The 25,789-nt window shown below is 68.2% G+C and carries 26 protein-coding genes, 1 tRNA gene and 1 pseudogene; 22 read left to right on the top strand and 6 right to left on the bottom strand.

Features of this window, described 5'->3' with window-relative positions:
• Positions 1-161: 161 nt before the first annotated feature.
• From VBO01S_RS14070 to VBO01S_RS14050, 5 genes are read right to left on the bottom strand one after another with little or no spacing between them, the layout of a single operon-like run.
• Positions 162-692, bottom strand: coding sequence for a hotdog family protein (locus tag VBO01S_RS14070; protein WP_062475174.1), 531 nt, complete (start codon positions 690-692; stop codon positions 162-164).
• A gap of 14 nt (positions 693-706) precedes the next feature.
• A complete protein-coding gene (locus VBO01S_RS14065; RefSeq protein ID WP_062475246.1) occupies positions 707-1,378 on the bottom strand; it encodes a nitroreductase in 672 nt (223 codons plus the stop codon).
• 2 nt (positions 1,379-1,380) lie between these two features.
• A complete protein-coding gene (locus tag VBO01S_RS14060) occupies positions 1,381-2,580 on the bottom strand; it encodes a CaiB/BaiF CoA transferase family protein (protein ID WP_062475172.1) in 1,200 nt (399 codons plus the stop codon).
• A gap of 11 nt (positions 2,581-2,591) precedes the next feature.
• Positions 2,592-3,686, bottom strand: coding sequence for an acyl-CoA dehydrogenase family protein (locus VBO01S_RS14055; protein WP_062475171.1), 1,095 nt, complete (start codon positions 3,684-3,686; stop codon positions 2,592-2,594).
• A 23-nt stretch (positions 3,687-3,709) separates the two neighbouring features.
• Positions 3,710-4,963, bottom strand: coding sequence for an acyl-CoA dehydrogenase family protein (locus VBO01S_RS14050; RefSeq protein WP_218005399.1), 1,254 nt, complete (start codon positions 4,961-4,963; stop codon positions 3,710-3,712).
• 174 nt (positions 4,964-5,137) lie between these two features.
• On the opposite strand from VBO01S_RS14050, the gene VBO01S_RS14045 reads away from it, so the two are divergent.
• From VBO01S_RS14045 to VBO01S_RS33230, 20 genes are all read left to right on the top strand, one after another.
• Entirely contained in the window at positions 5,138-6,376 is a 1,239-nt protein-coding gene (locus VBO01S_RS14045) for an ABC transporter substrate-binding protein (protein WP_062475169.1), read from the top strand.
• Positions 6,377-6,445: 69 nt separating this feature from the next.
• The gene (locus tag VBO01S_RS14040) at positions 6,446-7,660 is read left to right on the top strand and encodes an ABC transporter substrate-binding protein (protein ID WP_062475166.1); all 1,215 of its coding nucleotides are present in this window, start codon (positions 6,446-6,448) and stop codon (positions 7,658-7,660) included.
• A gap of 44 nt (positions 7,661-7,704) precedes the next feature.
• The gene (locus VBO01S_RS14035) at positions 7,705-9,345 is read left to right on the top strand and encodes a 3-(methylthio)propionyl-CoA ligase (RefSeq protein ID WP_062475163.1); all 1,641 of its coding nucleotides are present in this window, start codon (positions 7,705-7,707) and stop codon (positions 9,343-9,345) included.
• A gap of 172 nt (positions 9,346-9,517) precedes the next feature.
• Positions 9,518-11,191 carry a sigma-54-dependent Fis family transcriptional regulator gene (locus VBO01S_RS14030; protein WP_062475161.1) on the top strand — a complete coding sequence of 558 codons (1,674 nt, stop codon included), beginning with the start codon at positions 9,518-9,520 and terminating at the stop codon, positions 11,189-11,191.
• Positions 11,192-11,413: 222 nt separating this feature from the next.
• Positions 11,414-11,683: a phenol hydroxylase subunit gene (locus tag VBO01S_RS14025; RefSeq protein ID WP_174250303.1), complete on the top strand. Its 270-nt coding sequence runs from the start codon at positions 11,414-11,416 to the stop codon at positions 11,681-11,683.
• 43 nt (positions 11,684-11,726) lie between these two features.
• The gene (locus tag VBO01S_RS14020; RefSeq protein WP_062475156.1) at positions 11,727-12,731 is read left to right on the top strand and encodes an aromatic/alkene monooxygenase hydroxylase subunit beta; all 1,005 of its coding nucleotides are present in this window, start codon (positions 11,727-11,729) and stop codon (positions 12,729-12,731) included.
• Positions 12,732-12,764: 33 nt separating this feature from the next.
• A complete protein-coding gene (locus VBO01S_RS14015; protein ID WP_174250302.1) occupies positions 12,765-13,061 on the top strand; it encodes an MmoB/DmpM family protein in 297 nt (98 codons plus the stop codon).
• A 37-nt stretch (positions 13,062-13,098) separates the two neighbouring features.
• On the top strand, positions 13,099-14,682 hold the full coding sequence (locus tag VBO01S_RS14010) for an aromatic/alkene/methane monooxygenase hydroxylase/oxygenase subunit alpha (protein WP_062475153.1): 1,584 nt from the start codon (positions 13,099-13,101) through the stop codon (positions 14,680-14,682).
• A 93-nt stretch (positions 14,683-14,775) separates the two neighbouring features.
• Positions 14,776-15,138, top strand: a complete 363-nt coding sequence (locus VBO01S_RS14005) for a phenol hydroxylase subunit P4 (RefSeq protein ID WP_062475150.1) — start codon at positions 14,776-14,778, stop codon at positions 15,136-15,138.
• Positions 15,139-15,160: 22 nt separating this feature from the next.
• Entirely contained in the window at positions 15,161-16,219 is a 1,059-nt protein-coding gene (locus tag VBO01S_RS14000; RefSeq protein ID WP_062475148.1) for an NADH:ubiquinone reductase (Na(+)-transporting) subunit F, read from the top strand.
• Positions 16,220-16,232: 13 nt separating this feature from the next.
• Entirely contained in the window at positions 16,233-16,577 is a 345-nt protein-coding gene (locus VBO01S_RS13995) for a 2Fe-2S iron-sulfur cluster binding domain-containing protein (RefSeq protein ID WP_062475237.1), read from the top strand.
• Between the two features lie 31 nt (positions 16,578-16,608).
• The gene (locus VBO01S_RS13990; protein ID WP_062475145.1) at positions 16,609-17,541 is read left to right on the top strand and encodes a catechol 2,3-dioxygenase; all 933 of its coding nucleotides are present in this window, start codon (positions 16,609-16,611) and stop codon (positions 17,539-17,541) included.
• A gap of 13 nt (positions 17,542-17,554) precedes the next feature.
• Positions 17,555-19,009: a 2-hydroxymuconic semialdehyde dehydrogenase gene (locus tag VBO01S_RS13985; RefSeq protein WP_062475141.1), complete on the top strand. Its 1,455-nt coding sequence runs from the start codon at positions 17,555-17,557 to the stop codon at positions 19,007-19,009.
• 10 nt (positions 19,010-19,019) lie between these two features.
• Positions 19,020-19,844, top strand: a complete 825-nt coding sequence (locus VBO01S_RS13980; protein ID WP_062475138.1) for an alpha/beta fold hydrolase — start codon at positions 19,020-19,022, stop codon at positions 19,842-19,844.
• Positions 19,845-19,894: 50 nt separating this feature from the next.
• Positions 19,895-20,677 carry a 2-oxopent-4-enoate hydratase gene (gene dmpE / locus VBO01S_RS13975; protein WP_062475136.1) on the top strand — a complete coding sequence of 261 codons (783 nt, stop codon included), beginning with the start codon at positions 19,895-19,897 and terminating at the stop codon, positions 20,675-20,677.
• Positions 20,678-20,690: 13 nt separating this feature from the next.
• The gene (locus tag VBO01S_RS13970; protein ID WP_062475133.1) at positions 20,691-21,620 is read left to right on the top strand and encodes an acetaldehyde dehydrogenase (acetylating); all 930 of its coding nucleotides are present in this window, start codon (positions 20,691-20,693) and stop codon (positions 21,618-21,620) included.
• A 10-nt stretch (positions 21,621-21,630) separates the two neighbouring features.
• On the top strand, positions 21,631-22,704 hold the full coding sequence (gene dmpG, locus VBO01S_RS13965) for a 4-hydroxy-2-oxovalerate aldolase (protein ID WP_062475132.1): 1,074 nt from the start codon (positions 21,631-21,633) through the stop codon (positions 22,702-22,704).
• The gene (gene dmpH, locus VBO01S_RS13960; protein WP_062475129.1) at positions 22,701-23,489 is read left to right on the top strand and encodes a 2-oxo-3-hexenedioate decarboxylase; all 789 of its coding nucleotides are present in this window, start codon (positions 22,701-22,703) and stop codon (positions 23,487-23,489) included. The genes dmpG and dmpH overlap by 4 nt, the downstream gene beginning before the upstream one ends.
• Positions 23,490-23,527: 38 nt before the next feature.
• Complete coding sequence (gene thmT / locus VBO01S_RS13955; RefSeq protein ID WP_062475127.1) at positions 23,528-23,719, top strand: 2-hydroxymuconate tautomerase; 192 nt, start codon at positions 23,528-23,530, stop codon at positions 23,717-23,719.
• A gap of 299 nt (positions 23,720-24,018) precedes the next feature.
• Positions 24,019-24,141 carry a hypothetical protein gene (locus tag VBO01S_RS33230; RefSeq protein WP_255221119.1) on the top strand — a complete coding sequence of 41 codons (123 nt, stop codon included), beginning with the start codon at positions 24,019-24,021 and terminating at the stop codon, positions 24,139-24,141.
• Between the two features lie 71 nt (positions 24,142-24,212).
• Here the strand turns inward: VBO01S_RS33230 and VBO01S_RS13950 are convergent.
• Positions 24,213-24,289: transfer RNA gene (locus VBO01S_RS13950), tRNA-Met, on the bottom strand.
• A 167-nt stretch (positions 24,290-24,456) separates the two neighbouring features.
• Between VBO01S_RS13950 and VBO01S_RS13945 the strand changes: the two genes are divergently transcribed.
• Entirely contained in the window at positions 24,457-25,131 is a 675-nt protein-coding gene (locus VBO01S_RS13945; RefSeq protein ID WP_062475124.1) for a sigma-70 family RNA polymerase sigma factor, read from the top strand.
• Positions 25,128-25,789, top strand: a pseudogene (locus VBO01S_RS13940) (hypothetical protein); the annotation flags it as partial. The gene VBO01S_RS13945 and the pseudogene VBO01S_RS13940, both read left to right, overlap by 4 nt.

Raw genomic sequence — 25,789 nt, 5'->3', positions numbered from 1 at the left:
TTTGTTCAGGGCGCGTGCACAGGCCACCGGGTACTTCCCTCCGCGAATGTCCCCCGGCCTGCGGCCTCCTCCTTGATTTCGCTGCGGGAAGCACCCAGTGCCCTGTGCACGGGTGGCGGTGCGCCAGTGCGGGAGGCCGCATGGCGTCGGGCGTCTGTTCTCTAGTGCGGCAGGTAGTGGTACATGCCGAAGCGGCAGCGGGCCACCACCTCTTCGCGCTGATTCACGATGTCGTACTCCCACGTCGTGAAGGCGCCTTTTCCAACCTTGGTTGCTTTGGATTCGCAGCGCACGAGCCGGTTGCCGCGCCTTCCCAGCCGGTCGCCCAGGCGCGCGGGCTGCAGGTAGTCGACTTCGTAGTCGGTCGCCATGTAGGCGGTGGTGGGCGGCATGCCCTCGGGGCGCGTGCCCTTGAGCGGGCTGCGTTCGGGCTCGGCGTTGCGCGCCTCGCTGGTGAACACGGGCGGCTGGCCCGGGGCCCACATGGGCGGCAGCGTGAGGCTGGCGAGGCTGGTCGATGGCGCCACTGCATCCGGCCCGTGGTGCAGCGGGCAGTCGAACTCCAGCACCTCGACATAGCGGCGCACCGCGCCGGCCTCGATCACGTCGACGCCCCAGCGGATCACGCCGTTCGCGAAGTCTTCGCCCACGCGCGCCACCATCGGCGCCCAGGCGCTTTCCCAATCGTCCATGTGCAACTGCTTTCCTAGATGCCGATGAATTCGGCGACGTCGGCGAGCGGTGCGCGCTCGGTCTCGAGGGCGTCGAGGGGCCTGTCGCGGTCGGCATAACCGATGGCCATGCCGGTGAAGAGCATGCGTTCGGGCGGCAGGTCGATGAAGCGGCCGATGGTCTGCGGGTAGATGGCCCAGCATTCCTGCGGGCAGCTGTCCAGGCCTTCGGCGCGCAGCAGCAGCATCACGTTCTGCAACATCATTCCCAGGTCGGACCACTGCGGCGGGCCCATGCGGCGATCCACCGTGCAGAAGAGCGCGAGCGGCGCGCCGAAGAACTGGAAGTTGCGCGCAAACCATTTCAAACGCGCGGCCTTGTCCTCGCGCGGAATGCCCAGGCGCGCGTACATCGCCTCGCCCACGGCAAAGCGGCGGTCGCGGTAGGGCGCGACCAGCTCACGCGGGTAGATGTCGTACTCGCTGCCTTCTCCGCCGGGCGTTTCCTGCACGCGGGTGCGCATGAGGGCTTTGAGTTCGTCCAGCCGCTCGCCGCCCACCACATGCAGGTGCCACGGTTGCAGGTTGCCGCCCGAGGGCGCGCGCAGCGCGGCCTGCAGCACGCGGCGGATCGTGTCGGCGGGCACGGGGCGGTCGAGAAACTCGCGCACCGAGCGGCGGCTTGCGACGGCGTCGTAGACAGTCATGGTCATGCGGCGTTCTTTCGTTCGTTCATGAGGGTCACGCCCAGCTCGCGTGCCACTTCGGCGCTGTGCTGGCCGGGCGTCGCGGCGTGCGACAGGTCGGCATAGGCATAGCCCGAGAAGCGCACCGGCGGGCGCACCTCAAGATACGCGCCTTCGGTCGGATGCGTGCGCTGTCGGAAAAGGCCGGCGGCCTGCAGCTGCGGGTCGTCGGGCAGGTCGGCGATGTCGTTCACGCGCATCGCGGGCACGTTGGCCTTCTTCAAGATGTCGAGCCATTCGGCCGTGGTGCGCTCGGGCAGGATCGCGGCGGCGGCCTCGTACATGCGGCTCATGTGCTTGCGGCGCAGCGCCTTGTCGGCCAGCTCGGGCGCCTCGAGCACCTCGGGGTGGCCGGTGGCCTCGAAGAAGCGCAGCCAGCGGTCGTCCAGGTAGGGCGCAATGGCGATGTAGCCGTCGCGCGTGCGCATGGGCTGGCGCATGGGGTCGATCTGGCGCGGGTACAGCGCGGGGCCGGTGGGCGGCACGAAGGTCTTGTCGCACAGGTGCTCCACGAGGTTGAAGCTGGCGAGCGACTCGAACATCGGCACCTCCACCTGCTGGCCTTCGCCGGTGCGCAGCCGGTGCACCACGGCGGCGAGCACGGCGTAGGCCGCGTGCAGGCCCGAGACCTTGTCGGCCATGGTCATCGGCACGTAGCGCGGCTGCGGGTTGCCGTCGACCTTGGGCGGCAGCGAGGCGATGCCCGAAGCCGCCTGGATGATGTCGTCGTAGGCCTGCAGCGCGGCATACGGCCCGCGCTGGTCGAAGCCGGTGCAGTGCACGTAGACGATGTCGGGGCGGATGGCACGCACCTCGTCGTACGACAGGCCCGCGCGCGCGATGGCGTCGCTGCGCACGTTGTGGATGAAGATGTCGCTGGTCTCGATGAGGCGACGCATCGCGGCGCGGCCGTCCTCGCTCTTCAGGTCCCAGTCGACCGAGCGCTTGCCGCGGTTCAGCCGCAGGTGCACGGGGCTCATCAGCGGCGTGACGGGCGGCGTGCCGATGATGCGGATGCTGTCGCCCTCGGGCGGCTCGACCTTGACCACCTCGGCGCCGAGGTCCGCGAGGATCTGCGTGCAGTAGGGGCCGAAGATCACCGTGGTGAGGTCGACGATGCGCAGGCCTTCGAGCATGCGGGGGGCGGGTGATGTGGTGGTCATGGGTTGGGAGGTCATGCGGCGACAAGGCCCTGCATTTCGGCGGCGAGGTGACGCACGCGCTCCGGCCCGCCGAGCAGCTGGCGGTTGAAGCCGATGCGCTTGAACCAGTAGTGCAGGCCCAGCAGGTCGGTGATGCCCATGCCGCCATGCACCTCGGTGGCGGTACGGGCGACGAAGGTGCCGGTTTCGCTCAGGTGCGACTTGGCGTGCGCGGCGAGCAGCGCGGCTTCTTCGGGCAATGCGTCGAAGGCATGCGCCGCGTACCAGACGAGCGCGCGGCCGGGTTCCAGCGCGGCGGCCATCTCGGCGCACAGGTGCTTCACGGCCTGGAAGGAGCCGATCACGCGGCCGAACTGGCGGCGCTCCTTGGCGTAGGCCACGGCCTGGCCGATCATGGCTTCGCCCGCACCGAGCGTGTCGGCGGCGAGCAGGGCCCAGCCCGCGCTGCGCAGGCGCGCGAGCGTGGCGGGGCCGCTGTTGGGAAGTCGTTCTGCCCTCACCTGTGCGAAGTGCAACTCACCGAGCGGGCGCGTGGCGTCGATGCTGCGCAGCGCACCGCGTGTGAGGCCCTGTGCATCGGCGCGCACGAGGTGCAGGCCGCCCGCGCGGTCGGCCACGATGAACACATCGGCCGCGCCCGCATCGAGCACGAAGAGCGCGCTGCCGTCGAGCGTGCCGTTGGCATTGGCCGTCACGCCCGCGCCATCGCGCGCACCGGCCACGGCTTCGGCGATGGCCACGCCGGCGATGCATTCGCCTGCCGCCAGGCGCGGCAGCCATTCATCCTGCTGCGCCGTGCTGCCGGCCTCGCGCAGCGCGAGCGGTGCGAGCACGGCGGTGCCGAGGAAGGGCGAGGGCGCGACATGGCGGCCCAGTTCTTCTGCGGCCAGCGCGGCGTCGAGCAGCGACAGGCCGAGCCCGCCGAAGGCCTCGGGTACGAGCAGAGCCGGCACGCCGACCTCGCACAGCGTGCGCCAGACCTCGCGGTCCAGCGGCAGGTCGTCGGCTGCGACGCGGCGCACACGGTCGAGCGGGCAGGCGCGTTCGAGCGCGCGGCGCAGGCTGTCTTGCAGCAGCTTCTGGTCGGCGGAGAGGGCGAATTCCATGGCGTGTTTTCTTCCGATGGCGATCAGGCGAGACGCGGTTCGCGCGGCATGTCCAGCCCGCGTTCCGCAATGATGTTCTTCTGGATCTGCGCGGTGCCGCCGCCGATGATCAAACCCAGGTCGAACATGTAGCGTTCCTGCCAGAGCGCCTGTGCGCGCAGGTGCGCGCTGCCGGGCATCAGGAGGCCCAGCTCGCCCAGCGCGTCGATGGCGAGTGCGGCCAGCTGGTGGCGCAGCTCGCAGCCCTGCAGCTTCACGACCAGCGCGGCCAGGCCCGGGTCTTCACCCCTGGCCGCGGCCGTGAGCAGCCGCAGGCCGTGGCACTTCTGCGCCAGCACCTGGCCCTGCAGCCGCATCAGGCGGTCGCGCAGCACGGGCTGGTCGATGAGGCGCGAGCCGTCGACGGTCTCGGCCTGCATCAGCGTGGCGAGCTCCTGGTAGCGCTGGGTCGTGAGGTTGGGGTTGCCCAGCGAGCCGCGCTCGTGCTTGAGCGTGGCGTTGGCCACCTTCCAGCCGTCGCCGCGCTGGCCCACGATCTGGTGCTGCGGCACGCGCACGTCGGTGAAGAAGACCTCGTTGAACTCGGCGTGGCCCGTCATGGTCTTCAGCGGGCGCACCTCGATGCCGGGCGTCTTCATGGAGAACAGCAGGTAGCTGATGCCCGCGTGCTTCGCGGCGCCGGGCTCGGTGCGCACGAGGCAGAAGATCATGTCGGCCACGTGCGCGGTCGAGGTCCAGATCTTCTGGCCGTTGATGACGAAGTCGCCGCCGTCTTCGGTGGCGCGCGTCTGCAGAGAGGCGAGGTCGGAGCCCGCGCCGGGCTCGGAGTAGCCCTGGCACCAGACCACCTCGCCGCGCAGGGTGGGGCCGATCCATTCGCGCCGCTGCGCCTCGCTGCCCAGCTCGAGCAGGGTGGGCACCAGCATCGAGATGCCCTGGTTGCCCAGCGGCGGTGCCACGCCGGCGCGCGCGAACTCCTCGGTGATGAGGTGCGACTCCATGACGTCGGGCGCCGCGCCGTGGCCCCCGTACTCACGCGGCACCGTGCGGCCCGCGTAGCCGTGGTCCAGCAGCAGGCGCTGCCAGGCGAGGGCGTCGGCGTCGGGGCGCTCGGCGGTGCGCGCGAAGGCCGAGCGGTGACCGTGCGTGGCCAGGAACGCGCGCAGCTCGTCGCGAAAGGCTTCGTAGCGGGGATTGAGCGTGAGGTCCATGCGGTGCTTGCCTTCGGTGCGCGCCGCGTTGCGCGGCGGTGGGTGTGTCTCCGTGTCGAGGCTCATGCTAGGGGCAACCCTCAGCCGCTCTCAATCGTCCGTTCCGACGATGTGACGCGCAGGAGGCGCTGCCTACCATCCAGCCCGAACGCCGCACGAGGTCCGCAAGAGACCGATGCGAGGCCGGCAAGAGGCCCGCGGCCGCAGCTTCTTTTTCACGAGAACGACGGAGACAACACCATGACACGTTCCCTCATTTCCGCCCGCCCCGGCACGCGCCGCCGCCTGCTGGGCGCAAGCCTGGCCGCCACGCTCGGCCTCGCCACCGCTTTCACGGCGCAGGCCCAGAAGCGCTACGACCCGGGCGCGAGCGACACCGAGATCAAGATCGGCCACATCGTCCCGTACTCGGGCCCGGTGTCGGCCTACGGCACCATCGGCAAGGCGGCGGCGGGCTACTTCGCCAAGGTGAATGCCGAGGGCGGCATCAACGGCCGCAAGGTCACGTTCATCTCGCTGGACGATGCCTACAACCCATCGAAAACGGTGGAGCAGGCGCGCAAGTTGGTGGAACAAGATGAAGTGCTGGTGCTCTTCGGCCCGCTGGGCACGGCGCACAACCTGGCCATCCAGCGCTACATGAACGCCAAGAAGGTGCCGCAGCTGTTCGTGGCCACGGGCGCCACGCGCTTCGGCGACCCGAAGGCCTTCCCCTGGACCATGGGTTGGCAGCCCACGTACCAGACCGAAGGCAAGATCTACGCGCAGCACATCCTCTCGACCAAGCCCAACGCGAAGATCGCCGTGCTCATGCAGAACGACGACTTTGGCAAGGACTTTCTGAAGGGCTTTCTCGAGGCACTGGGCGACAAGGCCAAGACGATGATCGTGGCGCAGTCGACCTACGAGGTGACCGACCCGACCATCGACAGCCAGATGGTCAACCTGAAGGCCTCGGGCGCCGACACCTTCTTCAGCATCACCACGCCCAAGTTCGCGGCGCAGGCGATCCGCAAGGCGGCCGACATCGGCTGGAAGCCCACGCAGTACCTGTCGAGCGTGTCGGTGTCGGTGTCGGCGGTGATCAAGCCGGCGGGCCCCGAGAACGCGGTGGGCGTGATCTCGGCCACCTACCTGCGCGACCCGGCCGACGACATGTGGAAGGGTTCCAAGGAGTACGAGGACTACAAGACCTGGTTCAGCAAGTACTACCCCTCGGGCGACCTGAGCGATTCGCTCAACGTGCTGGGCTACTCGTCGGCGCAGACGCTGGAGCAGGTGCTGCGCAAGGCGGGCGACGACCTCACGCGCGCCAACATCATGAAGGTGGCGGCCAACCTGCAGTACAGCCCGCCCATGCTCTACCCGGGCATCGAGGTGAAGACCTCGCCGACGGACTTCTACCCGATCGAGCGCATGCAGCTGGTGCGCTTCAACGGCACGCGCTACGAGCCGTTCGGCAAGGTGCTGGGCGATTGATCGACGTCACGCGGGCCGCGCTGTCGGCCCGCCATTCATTTCCCCTTTTTGTTTTCCACTGAAGCTTCCATGACCTCCATCGTTCGACTGGCCGCCGCCCTGGGCGGCGCGGCCCTCCTGTTCACCGCCGGCGCGGCCCTCGCGCAGAAGAAGTACGACACCGGCGCCTCCGACACCGAGATCAAGCTCGGCATGGCCATGCCCTACAGCGGCCCGGTGTCGTCGTACGGCATCGTCGGCAAGGTCAACGAGGCGTACTTCAAGATGGTGAACGACAAGGGCGGCATCAACGGCCGCAAGGTGACGCTCATCAGCTACGACGACCAGTACACGCCGCCGCGCACCACCGAGGTGGTGCGCAAGCTGGTCGAGCAGGACGAAGTGCTCGCCGTGTACGGCAACCTGGGCTCGGCCTCCAATGCCGCGATCCAGCGCTACATGAACGCCAAGAAGGTGCCGCACCTGTTCCTGGGCGTGGGCGCCGACCGCTTCAACGACCCCAAGGCCTACCCCTGGACCACGCCCTACATGCCCAGCTACGAGGGTGAGGGCAGCCTCTACGCGAAGAACATCCTGAAGACGATGCCCAACGCGAAGATCGCCGTGCTCTACCAGAACGACGACTTCGGCAAGGACTTGCTCAAGGGCCTGAAGAAGGGCCTGGGCGACAAGGCCTCGATGGTGGTGGCCGAGGCCTCGTTCGAGGTGGCCGACCCGACGGTCGACTCGCAGATCATCAAGCTGCAGTCGTCGGGTGCCGACGTGTTCGTCAACTTCGCCACCGCGCGCTTCGCCGCGCAGGCCATCCGCAAAGCGTGGGACATCGGCTGGAAGCCCAAGCAGCAGTACCTCACCTACGTGTCGGCCTACGTGAAGATGACGCTGGAGCCCGCGGGCCTGGAGAAGTCGAAGGGCATCATGGCCATGGCCTTCTTCAAGGACGCCGCGCAGCCGCGCTGGGCCAACGACCCGGCCACGCAGGAGTTCCTGGCCTTCATGAAGAAGTACGCCCCCAACGAAGACGTGAACAACGCCGCCGGCGTGTACGGCTACGGCGTGGCGCAGGCGATGGAGACGGTGCTCAAGGCCTCGGGCGACAACCTCACGCGCGAGAACGTGCTCAAGCAGGCCACCACGCTCAAGAACATGCGCACCGGCATGCTGCTGCCGGGCATTGCGCTGAACACCTCGGCCACCGACTACTTCCCGTTCAACACGCTGCAGCTGGTGCAGTTCAACGGCAAGGAGTTCGAGCCCATGGGCGATTCGATTGCCGTGAAGTAGCCTTCGCAGACGCACGCTCAAAAGAACCACAGGAGACACACACCATGTTCGGACTGATGCAGGACCGCCCGCTGCTGATCTCGTCGCTGATCGACCACGCGGCCACCTTCCACCCCCACGTCGAGATCGTCGGTCGCACCGTCGAAGGCCCGGTGCACCGCACCAATTACCGCGAAGTGCAGCGGCGCTCCAAGCAGGTGGCCAACGCGATGAAGGCGCTGGGCGTGGCGCCCGGCGACCGCGTGGGCACGCTGGCGTGGAACACCTACCGGCACCTGGCGCTGTACTACGGCGTGTCGGGCTCGGGCGCGGTGCTGCACACGGTGAACCCGCGGCTCTTTCCAGAGCAGATCGACTACATCGTCAACCACGCCGAGGACAAGGTGCTGTTCTTCGACACCAGCTTCGCGCCGCTGGTCGAGAAGCTCGCCTCCAAGCTCAAGAGCGTGCGCGCCTTCGTCGCCATGACCGACCGCGCCCACATGCCGGCCATCGACGTGCCCAACCTGCTGTGCTACGACGAGCTCATCGGCGCGCAGAGCGAGGACTACACCTGGCCCGAGTTCGACGAGCGCACCGCCTCGTCGCTGTGCTACACGTCAGGCACCACGGGCAATCCCAAGGGCGTGCTGTATTCGCACCGCTCCACCGTGCTGCATTCGCTGATGGAATGCGCGCCCGACACCTTCGGCGTGTGCTCGCAGATGACGCTGCTGCTGGCCGTGCCCATGTTCCACGCCAACGCCTGGGGCATGCCGTACTCGGCGCCGATGGTGGGCGCCAAGCTCGTCATGCCCGGCCCGCACCTGGATGGCCAGAGCCTGTACGAACTCATGCGCGACGAGAAGGTGAGCTTCTCGCAGGCGGTGCCCACCGTGTGGCTCATGCTGTTCCAGTACTTCGACGCCCACCCCGAGATCGACACCCGCGCCATTGGCCTCAAGCGCATCGGCGTGGGCGGCGCCGCCACGCCGCGCGCCATGATCGAGCGCTTCGAGCGCGACTTCGGCGCCGACTTCGTGCAAGGCTGGGGCATGACCGAGACCAGCCCCATCGGCGTGATCGGCAACCTGCTGCCCAAGCACCTCGCGCTCCCGAAAGAGGAGCAGACCACGGTCAAGATGCGCCAGGGCCGCGGCGTGTGGGGCGTGGAGCTCAAGATCGTCGACGAGAACGGCCAGCGCCTGCCGCACGACGGCGTGGCCTTCGGCCACCTGCATGTGCGCGGCCCGTGGATTGCGAGCGGTTACTTCCGCAGCGAAGGCGGCGACGTGCTCGACGCCGAGGGCTTCTTTCCGACCGGCGACGTGGCCAACATCGACGCCGACGGTTATGTGCAGCTGGTCGACCGCGCCAAGGACGTCATCAAGTCGGGCGGCGAGTGGATCTCGTCGATCGACCTGGAGAACGCGGCCAGCGCGCACCCGGCCGTGGCCGAGGCGGCGGTGATCGGCATCGCGCATCCGAAGTGGCAGGAGCGGCCCCTGCTGATCGTCGTGAAGCGTGCAGGCGCAGAGGTCACGGGCGAGGAACTGCTCACTTTTCTTTCGCAGCGCGTGGCCAAGTGGTGGCTGCCCGACGACGTGGCTTTCGTCGACAGCCTGCCGCATACAGCCACCGGCAAGCTGCTGAAGACCAAGCTGCGCGAGCAGTTCAAGGGCTACGTCGCGGCCAAGTCAACTTGATGACAGTTGTTCGTTCTTTCTGTGCATAACTCTGTGGGTTGCTTGAGGAGGCGGCCCCGCAGAGCGAGCATTGGCGCGGCTTCGCACCACGTTGCCTGTTGATTGAGCAGCCTTGTCGTCCGTCCTTGCAGGAGAATGTAGGAGGAACGGATTCCAGACAAGTAAAGGGGACATGGTGGGAGAACTTCTTTCTCTCCTGCGCTTCAGCGCCGGCTCGGGCCACATCTGGCTGGACGAGCAGCGCATGCTGCTCATGCATGCCCGGGCCTTCGCCGAACTGCGCCGCGAACTGCTCGACTCGCTGGGCATCGAGCGCGCGCGCGGCCTGCTGGTGCGCATGGGTTTTGCTTCCGGCCTGCGCGACGGCGAGGTGGCCGTGCGCGAGCGCCTTGCCGGCATGCGGGCCGAAGACGCCTTCATGCTCGGGCCGCGCCTGCATTCCATCGAGGGCATCGTCTCGGTGCAGAAGGTGCAGGTCGACCTCGACGTGGCCACCAAGCATTTCTACGGCGAATTCCTCTGGGAGAACTCCTGGGAATGCGAAGCCCACGTGGCCGACTTCGGCTACGGGGAAGACCCGCAGTGCTGGTCGCAGATCGGCTACGCCTCGGGCTACACCACCGCCTTCATGGGGAGGCTCGTGGTGTTCAAGGAAGTCGAATGCACCAGCATGGGCGATAGCCGCTGCCGTATCGTCGGCCAGGCCGCCGAGGCGTGGAACGACGAGCACTACCTCGAGTACTTCCGCCAGCACCACGTGGCCGAGAAGCTCATCGACTTCAACCTCGGCCTGCAGCACCTGCGCCGCCTGCAGCCGCGCCGCGAGTACGACCAGAAGCTGGTCGGCGTGTCGCCGGGTTTCCGTGCCGCCTTCGAGCTCATGCGCAGCGCGGTCGACAGTGCCATCACCGTGCTGCTGCTCGGTGAGACCGGCGTCGGCAAGGAAGTGTTCGCTCGCTGGCTGCACGACAACGGGCCGCGCGGCAAGCAGCCCTTCATTGCCGTCAACTGCGCGGCGATCCCGGCCGACCTGATCGAGGCCGAGCTGTTCGGCGTGGAAAAGGGCGCCTACACCGGCGCCCACCACGCGCGCGCCGGGCGCTTCGAGCGCGCCCACGGCGGCACCCTGTTCCTGGACGAGGTGGGCGACCTGCCGCTGGCCGCGCAGGTCAAGCTGCTGCGCGTGCTGCAGACCGGCGAGGTCGAGCGCCTGGGCGCCGAGCAGCCGACCAAGGTCGACGTGCGCATCGTGGCCGCCACCAACGTCAACCTGCAGCAGGCCATGCAGGCCGGCAAGTTCCGCACCGACCTGTTCTACCGGCTCAACACCTTCCCGATCCAGATTCCGCCGCTGCGCGAGCGCACCGCCGACATCCCGGCGCTGGTGGCGCGCTTCGTCGAGAAGTACAGCGCGCTGTACGGCAAGAAGCTGCGCGGCCTCACCGACAAGGCCGCGCTCGACGTGCACAAGCACGCCTGGCCCGGCAACATCCGCGAGCTCGAGAACGTGATCGAGCGCGCCGTGCTGCTGGCGCCCGACCACGGCGACATCGAGGCCTGCCACCTGTGGATGCAGCCGCCGGGCGCGCCGCCCGACAACCAGCTCGACGCCAGCGGCAAGGTCGCCACGGGCGCCTCGGCTTCGGGCGCCGACGCGAGCGAACTCGACGCGCTGTGCCAGCGCGTGCTCGAACAGAACATCGACATCGCCTCGCTCGAGCAGCGCCTCATGCAGACCGCGATGCAGCGCGCCAAGGGCAACCTGTCGCAGGCCGCGCGGTTGCTGGGCATCACGCGCCCGCAGCTGGCCTACCGGCTGAAGAAAGAAGGCCTGCCGACGTCCTGAGCGGACGCCGGCCGGCGTTTTCCGGTTTTCACCATTTGATCAAGCTGCACCGCAGCAAATGATCAAACCAGCATCCGGGACTTCCCGGTGCTTCGGGCCCGCAGGCGCAGCGGGCCCATGCAAATCAATCACTTAGCCACGCTGGCACGCCCGTTGCCCTTATCAGGCCGGGCGGCGCTGGTGCCGTCCACCTGTTGATGGATTGAACAAGTGATGCCCTCGATGCAGCCCGACCCCCGCAGCGGCAGCGCCGCACAGATGACCGGCCAGCCGTGCTTCGTGCGCGTGACCGGCACGCGCGGCACGCGCTTCGTGGAGTTCGAGTTCGCCATCGGCGACCCCGAGCTGGCCGTGGAGCTGGTGCTGCAGTTCGACCAGTTCCGCGAGTTCTGCGCGCGCCACGCGGTGCGCCACCTGAGCACCGAAGAGGGCGCGCGGCTGGACTTCGAGCGAATGAAGTGGCGCTTCGGCGCGCCCGGCATCGACCACTGACACGCCCCCCATTTTTTTCCCGCGACAACCAAGGAGACACCCCGTGCAAGTCGACATCAAGACCTCGGACATCCGGCCGATCCGCCAGACCTTCTCGCATGTGGCGCGGCGGCTCGGCGACAAGCCGGCCTCGCGCTACCAGGAGGCCACGCTGGACATGCAGCCCACCGCCAACTTCCACTACCGGCCGCTGTGGGACCCGCAGCACGCGCTGTACGACAAGCGCCGCACCGCGCTCGTGATGGCCGACTGGTACAGCTTCAAGGACCCGCGGCACTATTACTACGGCGTGTACACCATGACCCGCGCGCGCCAGCAGGAGGGCGCCGACCGCCAGTTCGAGTTCGCCGAGAAGCGCCAGCTGCTGGCCCAGGCCGATGCCGGCGTGCGCGAGTCGCTGCAGCAGGTGCTGGTGCCGCTGCGCCACTACGAGTGGGGCGCCAACATGAACCACAGCTACTGCTGCGGCTACGGCTACGGCACGGCCATCACGCAGCCCTTCATCTACGCGGCCATGGACCGCCTGGGCATTGCGCAGTACCTCTCGCGCGTCAGCCTGCAGATCGACGGCAACTCGGGCCGCGCGCTGGACGCCGGCAAGGAAGCCTGGCTCGCGCACCCGGCCTGGCAGGGCGTGCGCCGCCTGATGGAAAACCTGTTCGTCACCAAGGACTGGTTCGAGGTGTTCGTGGCCCAGAACCTCGTGCTCGACGGCCTGCTGTACCCGCTGGTCTACCGCCACTACGTGAACGCGCACAGCGCCGCCACCGGCAACGCGCTGGCGATGCTGACCGAGTTCATGAACGAGTGGTTCGACGAGAACGTGCGCTGGGTCGATGCCACGCTGAAGACCGCCGCCGACGAGTCGCCCGCCAACGCCGAGCTGCTCGCGCAGTGGTACGCGAGCTGGCGCGACCAGGCGGTGCAGGCGCTGGCGCCGCTGGCCGCGCTGGCGCTCGGCGCGCAGGGCGCCGAGGTGCTCAAGACGCTGCACGCCGCGCTCGATGCGCGCGTGGCCCGCCTGGTGCGCACGGGCGCCGCCGCCTGACGACCGAATCGATCGAACCAAGGAGACCACCCCATGACCACCGCCACCGCCGAAGTGTCCCGACCACCCGTCTTCATCGCCCTGCAGACCGGCGAGGCCGCACGCGCCATCGTCGAGGCCATCGTGGCCGACAACCCCGGGGCCACCGTCACCGAGTACCCCGCGATGGTGAAGATCGACGCGCCCGGCCGCCTCGTGATCCGCCGCGAGAGCGTCGAAGCCCTGGTCGGGCGCCGCTGGGACCTGCAGGAACTGCACCTGAGCCTGATCTCGCTGTCCGGAAGCATCGAAGAGACCGACGACGAATTCACCCTCCATTGGGGCGCCTGAGCCCAGCCCCCACCGGACCACGACCAAGGACCACGCCATGACCACCCAAGCAGCGGCAAAGACCCCCACCACCCCGCGCCTCGGCCTGAAGGAACGCTACGCCATGATGACGCGCGGCCTCGGCTGGGAGACCACCTACCAGTCGATGGACGACGTGTTTCCCTTCGACAAGTTCGAGGGCATCAAGATCCACGACTGGGATCAGTGGGAAGACCCGTTCCGCCTCACGATGGACGCCTACTGGAAGTTCCAGGGCGAGAAGGAAAAGAAGCTCTACGCGATCATCGATGCGTTCCAGCAGAACAACGGCCAGTTCAACATCAGCGACCCGCGCTACCTGAACACGCTCAAGCTGTTCCTCACCGGCGTCTCGCCGCTGGAGTACGCGGCGCACCGCGGCTATGCCATGGCCGGGCGTTCGCTGCGCGGCGTGGGCGCGCGCGTGGCCTGCCAGATGCAGTCGATCGACGAGCTGCGCCATGCGCAGACGCAGTTCCACACCATCAGCCACTTCAACAAGTACTTCCACGGCCTGCACGACCCGCAGCACATGCACGACCGCGTGTGGTACCTGTCGGTGCCCAAGAGCTACTTCGAGGACGCGATGAGCGCGGGGCCCTTCGAGTTCATCACCGCCATCTCGTTCTCGTTCGAGTACGTGCTGACCAACCTGCTGTTCATGCCCTTCATGAGCGGCGCCGCCTACAACGGCGACATGGCCACCGTCACCTTCGGCTTCTCGGCGCAGAGCGACGAGTCGCGCCACATGACGCTGGGCCTGGAGGTGGTGAAGTTCATCCTCGAGCAGGACCCCGACAACGTGCCCATCGTGCAGAAGTGGGTCGACAAGTGGTTCTGGCGCGGCTACCGCCTGCTCACGCTGGTCGCGATGATGATGGACTACATGCTGCCCAAGCGCGTCATGAGCTGGTCCGAGGCCTGGGAGATGTACTTCGAGAAGAACGGCGGCGCGCTGTTCGAAGACCTGGCGCGCTACGGCATCCGCATGCCCAAGTACCACGAGGTCGCGTCGAAGGAAAAGAGCCGCATCTCGCACGAGGCCTGGGCCATCTTCAACAACTACGGCCACGCCGCCAACTTCAACGTCTGGGCACCCAAGCCCGACGAGATGACCTGGCTGGCCGAGAAGTACCCCGAGACCTTCGACAGCCTGTACCGCCCGCGCTTCGAGTGGCTGGCCGAGCAGGAGAAGCAGGGCAAGCGCTGGTTCAACAACACGCTGCCCATGCTGTGCCAGACCTGCCAGATCCCGATGGCCTTCACCGAGCCTGACGACCCGACCAAGATCTGCTATCGCGAGAGCAGCTACCACGGCATGAAGTACCACTTCTGCTCCGACGGCTGCAAGGACGTGTTCGACGGCGAGCCCGAGAAGTACGTGCAGGCCTGGCTGCCGGTGCACCAGATCTACCAGGGCAACTGCTTCCCCGAGGGCACCGACCCGACGGTGGAAGGCTTCAACCCGCTGGCGGCCGTGCTGGACTACTACCACATCAACGTCGGCGCCGACAACGGCGAGTTCAACACCTCGCCCGACAAGGCCAACTGGGAACGCTGGACAGGGCAGGACCTGTCGGCGGCCGAGCCCAAGGTGGCCTGAGCACCCGGCCCACCACCCCTCATCGACCCCCGCGCTCCCGCCGTGCCCCACGCACGGTGCGGGCCGCGCTCACCCCGAAACAAGGAGACCGACATGTCTGTTGTTGCACTCGCCCCCGGCTACACCGGCACCGTCATGGACAGCGAAGACCGCTTCCACGGCAACCGCCTGCTCTACATCGGCTGGGAAGACCACCTGCTCTTCTGCGCCCCCGTGTGCCTGCCGCTGCCCGCGGCCATGCCCTTCGGCGCGCTCGTCAGCGACGTGCTGCCCGGCGTGTACGGCAGCCACCCCGACTTCGAGAAGGTCGACTGGTCGAAGGTCGAATGGTTCGACTCCGGCAAGCCCTTCGCGCCCGACGTGTCGAAGTCGCTGGCCGACAACGGCCTGGTCCACAAGTCGGCGCTGCGCTTTCGCACGCCCGGGCTCACGGGCATCGGCGGCTCGTTCAGCTGAGCACAGGAAGGAGGGCCTTGCCATGAGCTTCCAGATCATGATCGAGCCGCTCGGCCAGGCCGTGGCGGCGCGCGACGGACAGACCGTGCTCGATGCCTGCCTGCGCGCCGGCGTGTGGTTGCCGCACGCCTGCGGCCACGGCGTGTGCGGCACCTGCAAGGTGCAGGTGCTCGAAGGCGAATGCGAGCACGGCGACGCCTCCAACTTCGCGCTCATGGACTTCGAGCGCGACGACGGCAAGATCCTCGCGTGCTGCGCGATGGCGCAGGCCGACCTGGTCATCGAGGCCGAGATCGACGAAGACCCCGACGCGCAGTTCCTGCCGCTGGAAGACTTCGACGCCGAGCTGGTCGAGGCCCGCATGCTCACGCCCACCATCCGCGGCCTGTGGCTGCGCACCGACCGGCCAGCACCGTTCCAGGCCGGCCAGTACGTGATGCTGCACGTGCCGGGCGTGGAGGGCGCGCGCGCCTTCTCGATCGCCAACGCACCCGACGACCACCTCGTCGAGCTGCACATCCGCCGCGTGCCGAATGGCCGCGCCACGGGCTGGCTGCACGACGAACTGCAGGTGGGCCAGCGCCTGCGCTTTACCGCGCCCAACGGTCGCTTCTTCGTGCGCAAGTCGGCGGGGCTGCCGATGATCTTCGTGGCCGGCGGCTCGGGCCTGTCGAGCCCGAAGTCGATGGTGCTCGACCTGCTGGCCGAAGGCTGCACCTTGCCGATCACGCTGGTGCAGGGCGCGCGCAACACCGAAGAGCTGTACTACCGCGCGCTCTTCGAGCAGCTCGCCGAGCAGCACCCCAACTTCACCTACGTGCCCGTGCTGTCCGACCTGCCGGCCGACAGCGACTGGCACGGGGCGCGCGGCTTTGCGCACGAGGCGCTGAAGGCCCATTTCGCGAACGACTTCCGCGGCCACAAGGCCTACCTGTGCGGGCCGCCGCCGATGACCGAGGCCTGCATCGCCACGCTGATGCAGGGGCGGCTGTTCGAGCGCGACATCTACACCGAGAAATTCTTCACCGCTGCCGATGCGGCCTCTGCAGCGCCGCGCAGCCCGCTGTTCAAGGCGCTGTGACGTGGAGCCGGTCATGCGCTTTTCCGTCGCCATCGGCAACACCAGTGAGCACTACCTGTGCCGCGCCGACCAGACCCTGCTCGGCGGCATGGAGCAGCTGGGCCGCAAGGGCATCCCGGTCGGCTGCCGCGGCGGCGGCTGCGGCGTGTGCAAGGTGCGCATCGAGTCGGGCGCCGTGCGCCGCGAGCGCATGAGCCGCTGCCACGTCAGCGCCGAAGAAGAAGCCCAGGGCTACGTGCTGGCCTGCCGCGCGTACCCGCAGAGCGACCTGGCCCTGCGCGCTGTCGAGAAGCTGGCGCGCTGCATCGAGCGGCGCCTGGCCGCGTCGCAGCCCGCCGTTCCCCGTTCCCCCACCTGAACCTTTCCCTCACCCACCAAAGGAGACTTCCATGGCACTCACTGGCGTCATTCGCCCCGGACACGTGCAACTGCGCGTGCTTGACCTCGGGGCCGCCCTCACGCACTACCGCGACGTGCTGGGCCTGATCGAAACCGGGCGCGATGCGCAGGGCCGCATCTACCTCAAGGCCTGGGACGAGCACGACCACCACAGCGTCGTGCTGCGCGAAGCCGACGAGGCCGGCATGGACTTCATGGGCTTTCGCGTCGATTCGCCCGCCACGCTCGACCAGCTCGCCGCCGACCTGAAGGCCAGCGGCCTGGCCACCGACATGCAGTGGATCGAAGCTGGCGAGCACCTGCGCACCGGCAAGCGCTTTCGCTTCACTGTGCCCACCGGCCATGCCATCGAGCTCTTCGCCGAGAAGGAGAAGGTCGGCAACGGCATGCCGTATGAAAACCCCGAGGTCTACCCCGACGACCTCAAGGGCATGGCGCCTTCGCGCTTCGACCACTGCCTGCTGTATGGCGACGACCTCGACGGCACCATGAAGCTGTTCACCGAGGTGCTGGGCTTCCAGTTGGCCGAGAGCGTGGTGGCCGGCCCCGAGCGCATGTACATCGCGGCCTTTCTCACCTGCTCGACCAAGCCGCACGACATCGCCTTCATCCGCCATCCCGAGAAGAACAAGTTCCACCACGCCTCGTTCCTGCTCGACAACTGGGGCGAGGTGCTCAAGGCGGCCGACATCATCACCAAGAAGCGCGTGTCGCTGGACATCGGCCCCACGCGCCACGGCATCACGCGCGGCGAAACCATCTACTTCTTCGACCCGAGCGGCAACCGCAACGAGGTGTTCTCGGGCGGCTACATCTTCTACCCCGACAAGCCGCCGCTGGTGTGGACCGACGACGAACTCGGGCGCGCGATCTTCTATCACGACCGCAAGCTCAACGAGAACTTCCTGAGCGTGGTGACCTGAAGGAGACGGTGCGATGAAACAGTTCATGAACTTCATCGGCGGCGAGTTCGTCGCCACGACGAAGACCTTCGACAACCGCGCGCCGGTGGACAACCGCGTCATCGGCAAGGTGCACGAGGCCGGCCGCAGCGAGGTCGACGCGGCCGTGCGCGCCGCGCGTGCGGCCCTCAACGGCGAGTGGGGCCGCATGAGCGTCGCGCGCCGCGTCGAGCTGCTGCATGCCGTGGCCGACGAGATCAACCGGCGCTTCGACGACTTCCTGGCCGCCGAGATGGCCGACACCGGCAAGCCGCACGCGCTGGCCTCGCACGTCGACATCCCGCGCGGCGCGGCCAACTTCAAGGTGTTTGCCGACATCGTGAAGAACGTGCCCACCGAGAGCTTCGAGATGGCCACGCCCGACGGCGGGCAGGCGCTGAACTACGCCGTGCGCTCGCCGCTGGGCGTGATCGGCGTCGTGTGCCCGTGGAACCTGCCGCTGCTGCTCATGACCTGGAAGGTCGGCCCCGCACTGGCCTGCGGCAACACGGTGGTGGTCAAGCCCTCGGAAGAAACGCCGGCCACCGCCACGCTGCTGGGCGAGGTGATGAACGCGGTCGGCATCCCGCCGGGCGTCTACAACGTGGTGCACGGCTTCGGCCCCGACTCGGCCGGCGAGTTCCTCACCACGCACCCGGGCGTGGACGGCATCACCTTCACGGGCGAGACGCGCACTGGCGAGGCCATCATGGGTGCGGCCGCCAAGGGCGTGCGGCCCGTGTCCTTCGAACTCGGCGGCAAGAACGCCGGCATCGTGTTCGCCGACGCCGATTTCGAAAAGGCCGTGGCCGGCATCACGCGCTCGGCCTTCGAGAACTGCGGCCAGGTCTGTCTGGGCACCGAGCGCGTCTACGTGCAGCGGCCGATCTTCGACCGCTTCGTCGCGGCGCTCAAGGCCAAGGCCGAGGCGCTCAAGCCGGGCCCGTCGGAGGAAGCCGGCGTGGGCATCGGCCCGCTGATCTCGCGCGAGCACCAGCAGAAGGTGCTGTCGTACTACGAGAAGGCCGTGAAGGAGGGCGCCACCGTCGTCACCGGCGGCGGCGTGCCGTCGATGCCCGGCGCGCTGGCCGAGGGCCACTGGGTGCAGCCCACCATCTGGACCGGCCTGCCCGAGACGGCCTCGGTGATCCGCGAGGAAATCTTCGGCCCCTGCTGCCACATCGCGCCCTTCGACACCGAGGAGGAAGCCATCGCGCTGGCCAACGCCACCGACTACGGCCTGGCGACCACCGTGTGGACAGAGAACCTGGGCCGCGCGCACCGCGTGGCCAAGCAGGTGCAGGTCGGCATCTGCTGGGTCAACAGCTGGTTCCTGCGCGACCTGCGCACGGCCTTCGGTGGCGCCAAGTCGTCGGGCATCGGCCGCGAGGGCGGCATGCATTCGCTTGAGTTCTACACAGAACTTCGCAACGTCTGCATCAAGCTGTGAGGGCCCGGCGGTGAGCAACCCCGAAATCGCGAACAGCATCCGCACCGGCGCCTTCCACACCAACGTCCACGACCTGGGCGAGGGCGCGCCGGTGCTCTTCATCCACGGCTCGGGCCCGGGCGTGAGCGCGTGGGCCAACTGGCGGCTGGTGCTGCCGGTGCTGGCGCAAACGCGCCGCGTGATCGCGCCCGACATGGCCGGCTTCGGCTTCACCGAGCGCGTGCCCGGCGTGGCCTACACGATGGACGCCTGGGTGCAGCAGGCACTCGACCTGCTCGACGCGCTCGACATCGAACGCGCCGACGTGGTGGGCAACTCCTTCGGCGGTGCGATGGCATTGGCGCTGGCCATCCGCGCGCCGCACCGCGTGCGCCGGCTGGTGCTCATGGGCAGCGTGGGCGTGCCCTTCGCGATCACGCCGGGGCTCGACGCGGTGTGGGGCTACACGCCCTCGTTCGCGAACATGCGCCGGATCATGGACGTGTTCGCGTTCGACCGCGCCCTCGTCACCGACGAGCTCGCGCAGCTGCGCTACGAGGCCAGCATGCGACCCGGCTTCCAGGAGACCTTCGGCGCGATGTTCCCGGCGCCGCGCCAGCGCTGGGTCGATGCCATGGCGAGCCCGGAGGCCGCCATCCGCGCCCTGCCGCACGAGACGCTGCTGATCCACGGCCGCGAAGACCAGGTGATTCCGCTGGCCACCTCGCTCACGCTGAGCCAGTGGATTCCCCGCAGCCAGCTGCATGTGTTCGGCCGCTGCGGCCACTGGACGCAGATCGAGCACAGCGCACGCTTCGCCCGCCTGGTCGGCGACTTCCTGAACGAAGCCGATTGACTGATTGACCGATTGATTCACCTGAGACAGAGCAAAGGACAGAACCCACCATGGACCCCACCCTCATCCAGCGGCTCGGCGACGAGCTCTACGACGCGCTGCGCGAGCGCAGCGTCGTGGAGCCGCTCACCAGCCGGCACGAAGGCATCACCATCGCCGACGCCTACGGCGTGCAGCAGCGCATGATCGCGCGCCGCCTCGACGCCGGAGAGCGCGTCGTCGGCAAGAAGATCGGCGTCACCTCGCGCGCCGTGATGAACATGCTGGGCGTGTTCCAGCCCGACTTCGGCTACCTGCTCGACGGCATGGTCGTCGGCGAGGGCGAGTCGATCGACAGCCGTACGCTCATCCAGCCCAAGGCCGAGGGCGAGATCGCCTTTCTGCTCAAGCGCGACCTCATGGGCCCCGGCATCGGCAACGCCGACGTGCTGGCCGCCACCGAGTGCGTGATGCCCTGCTTCGAGATCGTCGATTCGCGCATCCGCGACTGGAAGATCCAGATCGCCGACACCGTGGCCGACAACGCCTCGTGCGGCGTGTTCGTGCTGGGCGACCACGCGGTCGATCCGCGCCGCATCGACCTGGTGACCTGCGGCATGGTGCTGGAGAAGAACGGCGAAATCATCGCCACCGGCGCGGGCGCCGCCGCGCTCGGCTCGCCGGTGAACGCGGTCGCGTGGCTGGCCAACACGCTCGGCGCGCTGGGCATCGGGCTCAAGGCGGGCGAGGTGATTTTGTCGGGCGCGCTCGCCGCGATGTTCCCCGCCAAGGCCGGCGACAACTTCCGCGTCTCGATCGGCGGCCTCGGCGGCTGCTCGGTGCGCTTCCACTGAAGGAGACAACCCCATGACGACCCCAACGAAGATCAAGTGCGCGCTGATCGGCCCCGGCAACATCGGCACCGACCTGCTCGCCAAGCTGCAGCGCAGCCCGGTGCTCGAACCCGTGTGGATGGTGGGCATCGACCCCGAATCCGACGGCCTGAAGCGCGCCCGCGAGATGGGCCTGAAGACCACGGCAGAAGGCGTGGACGGCCTCTTGCCGCATGTGCAGGCCGACGGCGTGCAGATCGCGTTCGACGCCACCAGCGCCTACGTGCACGCCGAGAACAGCGCCAAGCTCAACGCGCTGGGCGTGCTGATGATCGACCTCACGCCCGCGGCCATCGGCCCGTTCTGCGTGCCGCCGGTCAACCTCAAGAGCCTGCTGATGGAAGGCGGCGCGCGGCCGGCCAACGTCAACATGGTCACCTGCGGCGGGCAGGCCACCATTCCGATGGTGGCGGCGGTGTCGCGCGTGCAGCCGGTGGCATACGGCGAGATCGTGGCCACCGTGTCGAGCCGCTCGGTCGGCCCGGGCACGCGCAAGAACATCGACGAGTTCACGCGCACCACGGCCGGTGCGGTCGAGCGCGTGGGCGGCGCGGCCAAGGGCAAGGCGATCATCATCGTCAACCCGGCCGAGCCGCCGCTGATCATGCGCGACACGGTGCATTGCCTCACCGAAGGCCCACCCGACGAGGCGCGCATCACGGCCTCGGTGCACGAAATGATCGCCGAGGTGCGCAAGTACGTGCCGGGCTACAAGCTCGTGAACGGACCGGTGTTCGACGGCCACCGCGTGTCGATCTACCTGGAGGTCGAGGGCCTGGGCGACTACCTGCCCAAGTACGCCGGCAACCTCGACATCATGACCGCCGCCGCGGCGCGCACGGCCGAAATGTTCGCCGAAGCGATGCTCGCCAGCCTCCCGCAACCCGAGCCCGCCGTGGCCTAGGAGCACCCCCATGACCACCCCCACGAACACCCACCTGCAGGGCCGCCGCGTCACCCTGCACGACATGACGCTGCGCGACGGCATGCACCCCAAGCGCCACCTGATGACGCTCGAACAGATGACGCACATCGCCAGCGGGCTCGACGAAGCGGGTGTGCCGCTGATCGAAGTGACGCACGGCGACGGCCTGGGCGGCAGCTCGGTCAACTACGGCTTTCCCGCGCATTCCGACGAAGCGTATCTGGGCGCCGTGATCCCGCTCATGAAGCAGGCCAAGGTGTCGGCGCTCCTGATTCCCGGCATCGGCACCGTGGACCACCTGCGCATGGCGCACGGCCTGGGCGTGCACACCGTGCGCGTGGCCACGCACTGCACCGAGGCCGACGTGTCCGAGCAGCACATCACCATGGCGCGCCGGCTCGGCATGGACACGGTGGGCTTTCTCATGATGGCCCACATGGCCTCGCCCGAGACGCTGGTGCGCCAGGCGCTGCTCATGGAAGGCTACGGCGCCAACTGCATCTACGTGACCGACTCGGCGGGCCACATGCTGCCCGACGATGTCACGGCGCGCATCTGCGCGGTGCGCGCGGCGCTCAAGCCCGACACCGAGCTGGGCTTTCACGGCCATCACAACCTCGCGATGGGCGTGGCCAACTCGGTCGCGGCCGTCGCGGCCGGCGCCAACCGCATCGATGCCGCCGCTGCAGGCCTGGGCGCGGGCGCGGGCAACACGCCGATGGAGGTGTTCGTGGCGGTGTGCGACCGCATGGGCATCGAGACCGGTGTCGATGTGTTCCGCATCCAGGACGTGGCCGAGGACCGCGTGGTGCCGATCATGGACCACATGATCCGCGTCGACCGCGACTCGCTCACGCTGGGCTACGCGGGCGTGTACTCGAGCTTCCTGCTGTTCGCCAAGCGCGCCGAGAAGAAATACGGCGTGCCCGCGCGCGAGATCCTGGTGGAGCTGGGGCGGCGCGGCATGGTCGGCGGGCAGGAAGACATGATCGAAGACACGGCCATCACGCTGGCCCGCGCACGCCAGGCCGTGCAGCAGCAACAACAAGGAGTCGCGGCATGAAGCTCAACAAAGACACCATCGCCGCGCTCGCCGAGCACCTGGAAACCTGCGAGCTGGAAGCGCGCGACACGCCCAAGATCACCGACGAACATCCCGAGATGGACTGGGACGATGCCTACGCCATCCAGAACGAGATCCGCCGCCGCAAGCTCGCGCGCGGCCACCGCATCATCGGGCTGAAGGCCGGGCTCACCTCGCACGCCAAGATGAAGCAGATGGGCGTGACCACGCCGGTCTTCGGCTTCATGGCCGACAACTACGCACTGCCCGAGGGCGGCGAATGCAAGGTGAGCGAGCTCATCCATCCGAAGGTCGAGCCCGAGATCGCGTTCGTCACCAAGCGCGCGCTCAGCGGCCCGGGCTGCCACATCGGCGCCGTGCTCGCGGCCACCGACTTCGTGCTGCCGGGCATCGAGGTGATCGACAGCCGCTACCGCGACTTCAAGTTCGATTTGAAGAGCGTGGTGGCCGACAACACCTCGGCCTCGCGCTTCGTGGTGGGCGGACGCGCCGTGCCCGCGAGCGAGGTCGACCTGCGCACCGTGGGCATCGTGCTGGAGAAGAACGGCCAGCCCGTGGCCTTCGGCGCGGGCGCCGCGGTGCTCGGCCACCCGGCCGCGGCCATTGCGATGCTGGCCAACCACCTGGGCGCGCGCGGCGAGGAGATTCCGGCGGGCACGCTGATCCTGTCGGGCGGCATCACCGAGGCCGTGGCCGTGCAGGCCGGCGATGCCGTCACGCTGAAGGTGCAGGGCATGGGCAGCGTGGGCCTGCGCTTCGTCTGACCTGCATCAAGCACTCAAGAACCGAACAGGAGTACACGATGCCCTTTGCACAGATCTACCTCATCGAAGGCCGCACCGAAGAACAGAAGCGCGCGCTGATCGAGAAAGTGACCCGCGCCATCGTCGAGGCCGTCGACGCGCCGAAGGAGAACGTGCGCGTGTGGCTGCACGACATGCCCAAGGAAAACTGGGGCATCGGCGGCGTGTCCGCCAAAGACCTCGGACGCTGACGCTTCGCGCTGCGGCGCTTTCTTTTTCAAGGCCCTTGCGAGTCGCCGACTCGCGAGGGCCTTGTGCTTTGTAAGAAGTCCCAGGGGCTTTGTTCACAGTTTCGCCATGTGCCTATGTTTGCCGCACCCGCTTTCGGACTCGTCCGATGGATGGAACGGGACCGTCTTCCTAAGTCATCGGTCAACAAACCGTAGAGCTGGCGCTGCGGTCCCGTTTTCCATTCAGCAGGCACTAGGAATCTCATGGAAACCCCGTGCGCGGCGCACGCAGGTTTTGGGGCACCGAACTCATCGGCACGTTGACGGACGTGATGGACGAACTGCAGCTGCACGGCGCCCACGGCTGGCGCCTGGTGCACTGCGAGCCCGAGGCGTTCCGGCTGGACCGGGTGCCGGTGGGCGAGACGGCATCGGACGCCTGAACGAAAAAAGCCCTAAGTCGTTGAAAACTTAGGGCTTTTTGAGCCATTCCGCCGGGGCGGGGAGGCTGTGTTGGTGGCTCTTCACGGACTCGAACCGCGGACCTGTGGATTATGATTCCATCGCTCTAACCGACTGAGCTAAAGAGCCGTCAGTGCAATTCAGCACCGAGCCCAAAATTATAGCCCAGGCTTTGGGCCCAGTTCAACTCCCGGCGTTTTCAGGTCGATTTTTCTGCGATCGAATGCGTCGGATCGCGTTTCGACCTAACCCCGATCGCCGCCGTGCGCCGTACAAGCTCGGGTGACAATCCTGCGATGTCTGCGCTGCCACGCGCCCCTTCTGCTGCTGCCCGCACCGCCACCGAGCGCGACGCCATGCCCGACGATCAGTTGATGCTGGCCTACGCCCACGGCGACGCCGCCGCCTTCGACGTGCTCTATGCGCGCCACGAAGGCGGCCTGTTCCGCTTCGTCAAGCGCCTGCTCGGCGCGCGGCTGGCCGCGCAGGCCGACGAGGTGTTCCAGGACACCTGGGTGCGGATCATCTCGGCGCGCGACAGCTTCTCGCCGCAGGGCGCCACCTGGCGCACCTGGGCCTTCACCATCGCGCACAACCTCGCGATGGACCGCCTGCGCGTGAGTGGGCGCGAGGTGACGCTCGATGGCCACGCGACCGACGACGACGGCGACGCGGTGCCCGCGCTCGACCGTGGCGTCCACGGAGCCACCGACCTGTCGGCGCACCCGTCGGCCGAAGAGCTGGCGTTCTGGCGCGCCGCCGGGCGTCGGCTGCTGGCCTGCCTGGACGAACTGCCGGCCGAGCAGCGCGCGGCTTTTCTCTTGCACCATGAAGACGGCCTGACCGTCGACGCGCTCGCGGCCCGGCTGGAGATCGGCTTCGAGACCGTGCGCAGCCGCCTGCGCTACGGGCTGCAGAAGCTGCGTGGCTGCATGGAACGCTACCTGTCGGTGCTGGAGCAGCGGGCATGAGCACCGGCATGGACGACGACGACCTGCACGACCCGCGGCTGCGTCGCGCGCTGGACCACGCGCCCGATCGCGACGCCGTGCCCGCGGCCCACACGCGCGAGGCGATCCTGAAGATGGCGCACAACCTCGCCGCGGCCTCCGCGCCGGCGGCCGGCCCTGCGGTTCAGGCCGCGCCGTGGTGGCGACGCCTGTTCGGCGGCGGCAGTCCGCGTTCGCGCATGCCGTGGAACGCGGCCTTCGCGACCGTGCTCGTGGCGACCTTCGTTACCGTGCTGTGGCATCGCGAGCCGGTGCCCGACGCGCGGCTCGATGGCGAGGCGCAAGTGGCCGGGGCGCCCGCGCCGGCGTCGGCACCGCCTGCGCCTGCGCAATCGGCCGAAGCACCGGCAGTAGCCGCAGCACCTGCGCCAGCCGCTGAACCGGCCGCAACGGCGGACATGACACCGCCCGCTGCGCAGCGCAGCGAAGCGGCGCGCGATGCGAAAGAAACCCTGAAGCAGCGCGAGACGCAGGAAACGCGTGAAGCGTCGCGGCGGCGCGAAGCCCCTGCGGCAGCGTCGGTCCAGAAGGACGAAGCGCGGACGATGGAAAAGGCGGCGCCCGCGGCCCCGATGGTGCAAGCCCCGGCGCCCGTGACTGCGCCTGCACCCGCCGCACC

The sequence above is a fragment of the Variovorax boronicumulans NBRC 103145 genome, from assembly GCF_001591345.1.
GTDB classification, from domain to species: Bacteria; Pseudomonadota; Gammaproteobacteria; order Burkholderiales; family Burkholderiaceae_C; genus Variovorax; species Variovorax boronicumulans.
The sequence above is the reverse complement of the archived record's forward strand: the minus strand, read 5'-3'. Positions and strand labels throughout refer to the sequence as shown.